Source organism: Vibrio sp. 10N.286.46.A8 (genome assembly GCF_041470165.1).
Taxonomy (GTDB): Bacteria; Pseudomonadota; Gammaproteobacteria; order Enterobacterales; family Vibrionaceae; genus Vibrio; species Vibrio tasmaniensis_A.
In genome coordinates, this window is the sequence record NZ_JBFRLX010000220.1 from 1 (window position 1) to 7,117 (window position 7,117).

A 7,117-nucleotide genomic window follows, 5' to 3' on the forward strand; every position below is an offset into this window, starting at 1 on the left:
TTCGTGCTGTGTTCTATGATTCAGGTCAATTTTAGTCTGGACAGTGGCGTTTTAATTATGTTAATTTCTGCCCAACTTAAAATTGGTAATACCAATTGTCAGCGAAGAAAAAGAAGAACAACAAACTATGGCTTATCAAAGGATTCGTCAGCCAAAACTCTCGGACGTTATCGAACAAGAGTTAGAAAGGTTGATAGTGGAAGGAACACTGGCTCCAGGGCAGCAGCTGCCGCCTGAGCGTGAACTGGCGAAACAGTTCGATGTGTCTCGTCCTTCAATCCGAGAAGCGATACAACGTTTAGAAGCAAAACGCTTGCTTACTCGCCGTCAAGGTGGAGGTACGTTTGTTAGCGAAAATATCTGGAAAAGCTTTTCAGATCCTTTGCTTAATTTGTTGTCCTCCCATTCTGAAACCCAACTAGACTTGTTGGAATCGCGTCATGCGATGGAAGGGATTTCGGCTTACTTCGCGGCATTACGTGGTACTGATGAAGACTTTGCTCGAATTCAAGCATGCCAAGAAAAAATTCGCGGTGCGCAAGATAAGGGTGATATTGAAGCCGAGTCTGCAGCTGTGATGGCTTTTCTTATTGCTTTAACAGAGGCAGCGCACAATGTGGTGTTATTGCACATTGTTCGTAGCTTGGCTCCGTTACTCGAACAAAACGTCTTAGAAAATTTAAAACTGTTGCATCGTCGTAAAGACGTTGTGGAGAAAGTGAGTATACATCGAGCTAATATTGTAGATGCGATCGTTTCAGGACAGCCAGAACAGGCGCGTGAAATGTCACACTCTCATTTAGCTTACATCGAAGAAACATTGATGGATTTGACCAAAGAAGAATCGCGCCGCGAACGTTCTTTACGTCGAATCCAACAGGGTAAATAGTCGTAATACTTCGGCTTTTTACGTGTTTAGTAGAATCCAACTAACAAAAAGGATAGATCGCCATGTCTGACATGAAGCATGACGTTGATGCTCTGGAAACTCAAGATTGGTTAGAAGCTCTTGAGTCAGTAGTACGTGAAGAAGGTGTAGAACGTGCACAGTTTTTACTAGAACAAGTTCTAGATAAAGCGCGTTTAGATGGTGTTGATATGGCTACAGGCATCAACACGAACTACATCAACACAATTCCAGCAGCACAAGAGCCAGCTTACCCTGGTGACGTAACTCTTGAGCGTCGTATTCGTTCGATTATTCGCTGGAACGCAATCATGATTGTATTGCGTGCTTCTAAGAAAGACCTAGACCTTGGTGGTCACATGGCTTCTTACCAGTCAGCTGCTGCGTTCTACGAAGTATGTTTTAACCACTTCTTCCGTGCTCCAAACGAGACAGACGGTGGCGATCTAGTTTACTACCAAGGTCACATCTCTCCTGGTATCTACTCTCGTGCATTCGTTGAAGGTCGTCTAACTGAAGAACAGCTAGATAACTTCCGTCAAGAAGTTGATGGTAAAGGTATCCCTTCATACCCGCATCCTAAACTAATGCCTGAATTCTGGCAGTTCCCAACAGTATCTATGGGTCTAGGCCCTATCTCTGCTATCTACCAAGCGCGCTTCCTTAAGTACCTTGAAGGTCGTGGCATGAAAGATACTTCAGGTCAGCGTGTATACGCGTTCCTAGGTGACGGTGAGATGGATGAGCCAGAATCACGTGGTGCTATCTCTTTCGCTGCGCGTGAGAAGCTAGACAACCTATGTTTCCTAATCAACTGTAACCTACAGCGTCTAGACGGCCCTGTAATGGGTAACGGTAGCATCATCCAAGAACTTGAAGGCCTATTTAAAGGCGCAGGTTGGAACGTTGTTAAAGTTATCTGGGGTAGCAACTGGGATTCTCTACTAGCTAAAGACACGACTGGTAAGCTTCTTCAACTAATGAATGAAACTATCGATGGTGACTACCAAACATTCAAATCTAAAGATGGCGCATACGTACGTGAGCACTTCTTTGGTAAGTACCCAGAAACAGCTGCACTAGTTGCAGACATGACTGACGACCAAATCTTCGAACTGAAACGTGGTGGTCACGACTCTTCTAAACTGTTCGCTGCATTCAACAATGCAAAAGAGACAGGTGGCAAACCAACAGTAATCCTAGCTAAGACAGTTAAAGGTTACGGTATGGGTGAAGCTGCAGAAGGTAAGAACATCGCTCACGGTGTTAAGAAGATGGACATGACTCACGTACAATACCTACGTGACCGTCTAGGCCTACAAGACATCCTTTCTGATGAGAAAGTATCTGAGCTTCCTTACCTAACACTGGAAGAAGGTTCTGCTGAGTACGAATACCTACATGCTCGTCGTAAAGCACTACAAGGTTACACTCCTCAGCGTCTGCCAAAATTCACTCAAGAGTTCAAAGTTCCTGAGCTAGACGCATTCGCACCTCTACTGGGTGAACAGAAGCGTGATATCTCTACAACGATGGCTTATGTACGTACGCTTAACATCCTTCTTAAAGATAAGAACATTGGTAAGAACATTGTTCCTATCATCTGTGATGAAGCTCGTACATTCGGTATGGAAGGTCTATTCCGTCAGGTTGGTATCTACAACCCACACGGTCAAGACTACACGCCTGAAGATAAAGGTATCGTTTCTTACTACAAAGAAGCGACTTCTGGTCAAGTTCTTCAAGAAGGTATCAACGAACTAGGTTCTATGGCTTCATGGGTTGCAGCTGCAACTTCATACAGCACAAACGATCTACCGATGATTCCGTTCTACATCTACTACTCAATGTTCGGTTTCCAACGTATTGGTGACATGGCTTGGTTAGCAGGTGACCAACAAGCTCGTGGTTTCCTACTTGGTGCAACTGCAGGCCGTACAACGCTAAACGGCGAAGGTCTACAGCACGAAGATGGCCACTCGCACATCATGGCGAACACTGTACCTAACTGTATCTCTTACGACCCAACGTTTGCTTACGAGCTAGCGGTAATCATGCAAGACGGTATCCGTCGCATGTACGGTGAGAACCAAGAGAATGTTTACTACTACCTAACAGTAATGAACGAAAACTACGCAATGCCAGCAATGCCAGAAGGCGCTGAAGAAGGCATCCGTAAGGGTATTTACAAGCTTGAGTCTTACGCAGGTTCTAAGTCTAAGGTTCAATTAATGAGCTCTGGTACTATCATGAACGAAGCGCGTAAAGCCGCTAAGATCCTGAGCGAAGAGTACGGCGTAGCATCTGATGTATTCTCAGTAACGTCGTTCAACGAACTGACTCGTGACGGCCAAGCGGTAGAGCGTGACAACATGCTTCACCCAGAAGCTGAAGAGAAAGTACCGTACATCACAACTGTTCTTGGTAACGAACCTGCAATCGCAGTTACGGATTACATGAAGAACTACGCTGAGCAAGTACGTGCATTCATGCCTTCTGAGTCTTACAAAGTACTTGGTACTGACGGTTTCGGTCGCTCAGACAGCCGTGAAAACCTACGTCGTCACTTCGAAGTAAATGCAGGCTACGTTGTTGTTGCAGCACTTACTGAACTGGCTAAACGTGGTGATGTTGAGAAATCAGTAGTTGCTGAAGCAATTGCTAAATTCGGCATCGACGCAGACAAAATTAACCCGCAATACGCATAAGACTGGCATTAAGGTAGGTAAATACAATGACAATCGAAATTAATGTACCAGACATCGGTGCTGACGAGGTTGAAGTAACTGAGATTCTTGTAAACGTTGGCGACAAGGTTGAAGAAGAGCAGTCACTGATCACTGTTGAAGGCGACAAAGCTTCAATGGAAGTTCCTGCGTCTCAAGCGGGTATCGTTAAAGAAATCAAGATTTCAGAAGGTGATTCTGTTTCTACCGGTTCTCTTATCATGATCTTTGAAGCGGAAGGTGCAGCAGCACCGGCTGCGCCAGCAGTTGAAGCGGCAGAACCAGTTGCAGCCGCTCCTGCAGCGGCGGCTGAGCTTAAAGAAGTTCACGTTCCTGATATCGGCGGTGATGAAGTTGAAGTAACTGAAATCATGGTAGCTATCGGCGACGCAGTAGAAGAAGAGCAATCTCTTCTTACTGTTGAAGGTGACAAGGCTTCAATGGAAGTTCCTGCACCATTCGCTGGTATCGTTAAAGAAATCAAGATCGCTTCTGGTGATTCAGTATCTACTGGTTCTCTAGTGATGGTATTTGAAGTGGCAGGTTCTGGCGCTCCAGTTGCAGCAGATCCTGCTCCAGCGGCACCAGTTGCAGCGGCTCCAGTAGCATCTGCTGAGAAAGAAGTGAACGTTCCAGATATCGGTGGCGACGAAGTAGAAGTTACTGAAATCATGGTAGCGGTTGGCGATACAGTAGAAGAAGAGCAATCTCTAATTACTGTTGAAGGCGACAAAGCTTCAATGGAAGTGCCTGCACCATTCGCTGGTACAGTAAAAGAAATCAAGATTGCAGCTGGCGACAAAGTGTCAACAGGCTCTTCAATCATGACTTTCGTTGTTGAAGGCGCAGCTCCAGTAGCAGTAGCGGCTTCAGCTCCAGCACAAGCAGCAGCTCCGGCAGCAGCACCTGCTCCTAAAGCAGAAGCAGTAGCTCCAGCAGCTGGCGACTTCCAAGAGAACGGCGAGTACGCTCACGCATCTCCAGTTGTTCGTCGTCTAGCTCGTGAATTCGGTGTAAACCTAGCGAAAGTTAAAGGTACTGGTCGTAAGAGTCGCGTACTTAAAGAAGACGTTCAGTCTTACGTTAAAGATGCACTTAAGCGTCTTGAGTCTGGTGCAGCAGCATCTGGCAAAGGCGGCGACGGTTCTGCTCTTGGTCTACTACCGTGGCCAAAAGTTGACTTCAGCAAGTTCGGCGAAACTGAAGTTCAGAAGCTTTCTAAGATTAAGAAGATCTCTGGCGCTAACCTGCACCGTAACTGGGTAATGATCCCGCACGTTACACAGTGGGACAACGCAGACATCACTGAGCTAGAAGCATTCCGTAAAGAACAGAACGCAATCGAAGCGAAGAAAGACACTGGCATGAAGATCACTCCACTTGTGTTCATCATGAAAGCTGTTGCTAAAGCGCTAGAAGCATTCCCTGCATTCAACTCGTCTCTTTCTGATGATGGCGAAAGCATCATTCTTAAGAAGTACGTAAACGTGGGTATCGCAGTTGATACACCAAACGGCCTAGTTGTTCCTGTTTTCAAAGACGTGAACAAGAAAGGTATTTACGAGCTATCTGAAGAACTAATGGTTGTTTCTAAGAAAGCACGCTCTGGTAAGCTAACAGCGGCAGACATGCAAGGCGGTTGTTTCACAATCTCTAGCCTTGGTGGTATTGGCGGTACTGCATTTACACCAATCGTAAATGCTCCAGAAGTAGGTATCCTAGGTGTATCTAAGTCTGAGATTAAGCCAGTTTGGAATGGTAAAGAGTTCCAACCACGTCTACAGCTTCCACTGTCTCTATCATACGATCACCGTGTGATCGATGGTGCTGAAGGTGCACGCTTCATTACTTTCCTAAACAGCGCACTATCTGACATTCGTCGTCTAGTACTGTAATTGAGAAAGTAATTATTAAGGTGACTTTCGGGTCACCTTAATTCTTTATATAAAGACTATTTTTAGAGAACAGTTTCCGGCATTTCTCATAAACTGCGGGGGAATTGTTGTCTAGCTCACAGGCTAACTTAAAGCTACTTTCACACTGTTAACATCTCTGTAAAATGTTTCCTGTTTGAAAGCCCAATAATTTTAAGAACATCTACTCAGCCTGTTAGGGATAATGACTACAAGAGGTCACAATGAGCAAAGAAATTAAAGCCCAAGTTGTTGTACTTGGTTCAGGTCCTGCTGGTTACTCAGCGGCATTCCGTTGTGCGGATTTAGGTCTAGAAACAGTACTAGTTGAACGTTACAGCACTCTTGGTGGTGTATGTCTAAACGTTGGTTGTATTCCATCAAAAGCACTTCTTCACGTATCTAAAGTAATTGAAGAAGCAAAAGCGATGGCAGAGCACGGCGTTGTATTCGGCGAGCCACAGACGGACATCAACAAGATCCGTATCTGGAAAGAAAAAGTAGTTGATCAACTGACTGGCGGTCTTGGCGGTATGGCTAAGATGCGTAACGTTACAGTTGTTAACGGTTTTGGTAAGTTCACTGGTCCTAACAGCATTCTTGTTGAAGGCGAAGGCGAAGCAACGACAGTTAACTTCGACAACGCAATCATTGCTGCGGGTTCTCGCCCAATCAAACTTCCTTTCATCCCACATGAAGACCCACGTATTTGGGATTCTACGGATGCACTAGAACTAAACGAAGTACCAGAAAAACTGCTTATCATGGGCGGTGGTATCATCGGTCTTGAGATGGGTACGGTTTACCACTCTCTAGGTTCTAAAGTTGAAGTTGTTGAGATGTTCGATCAAGTTATCCCTGCTGCGGATAAAGACATCGTTAAAGTCTTCACTAAGCGCATTAAAGACAAGTTCAAGCTAATGCTTGAAACTAAAGTTACTGCTGTTGAAGCGAAAGAAGACGGTATCTACGTTTCAATGGAAGGCAAAAAAGCACCAGTAGAAGCTGAGCGCTACGATGCAGTTCTTGTTGCTATCGGTCGTGTTCCAAACGGTGCACTTATCGACGCTGAAAAAGCAGGTATCGAAGTTGATGAGCGCGGTTTCATCAATGTTGATAAGCAAATGCGTACTAACGTTCCTCACATCCACGCGATCGGTGATGTTGTTGGTCAACCAATGCTTGCTCACAAAGGTGTGCATGAAGGTCACGTAGCTGCTGAAGTTATCTCTGGTAAGAAGCACTACTTCGATCCTAAAGTAATTCCATCAATTGCGTACACTGAGCCAGAAGTAGCTTGGGTAGGTAAGACTGAGAAAGAAGCGAAAGCGGAAGGCCTGAACTACGAAGTTGCTACTTTCCCTTGGGCTGCTTCTGGTCGTGCAATCGCTTCAGACTGTGCTGACGGTATGACTAAGATGATTTTCGATAAAGAGACTCATCGCGTAATCGGTGGTGCTGTTGTTGGTACTAACGGTGGTGAACTTCTTGGCGAAATCGGCCTAGCAATCGAAATGGGTTGTGATGCAGAAGATATCGCACTGACTATCCACGCTCACCCAACTCTACAC

Annotated in this window: 4 protein-coding genes; all 4 read left to right on the forward strand. The window is 45.4% G+C overall.

Annotated features, from left to right (window positions below):
• The first annotated feature begins 127 nt into the window (after positions 1-127).
• The gene (gene pdhR, locus AB4232_RS19250; protein WP_009847596.1) at positions 128-889 is read left to right on the forward strand and encodes a pyruvate dehydrogenase complex transcriptional repressor PdhR; all 762 of its coding nucleotides are present in this window, start codon (positions 128-130) and stop codon (positions 887-889) included.
• A 62-nt stretch (positions 890-951) separates the two neighbouring features.
• Entirely contained in the window at positions 952-3,615 is a 2,664-nt protein-coding gene (gene aceE, locus AB4232_RS19255; protein ID WP_009847595.1) for a pyruvate dehydrogenase (acetyl-transferring), homodimeric type, read from the forward strand.
• A gap of 26 nt (positions 3,616-3,641) precedes the next feature.
• The gene (gene aceF, locus AB4232_RS19260; protein WP_372087779.1) at positions 3,642-5,528 is read left to right on the forward strand and encodes a pyruvate dehydrogenase complex dihydrolipoyllysine-residue acetyltransferase; all 1,887 of its coding nucleotides are present in this window, start codon (positions 3,642-3,644) and stop codon (positions 5,526-5,528) included.
• 242 nt (positions 5,529-5,770) lie between these two features.
• Positions 5,771-7,117 (forward strand): dihydrolipoyl dehydrogenase (gene lpdA, locus AB4232_RS19265; protein ID WP_372087780.1); only part of this gene is annotated, 1,347 nt, incomplete at its 3' end.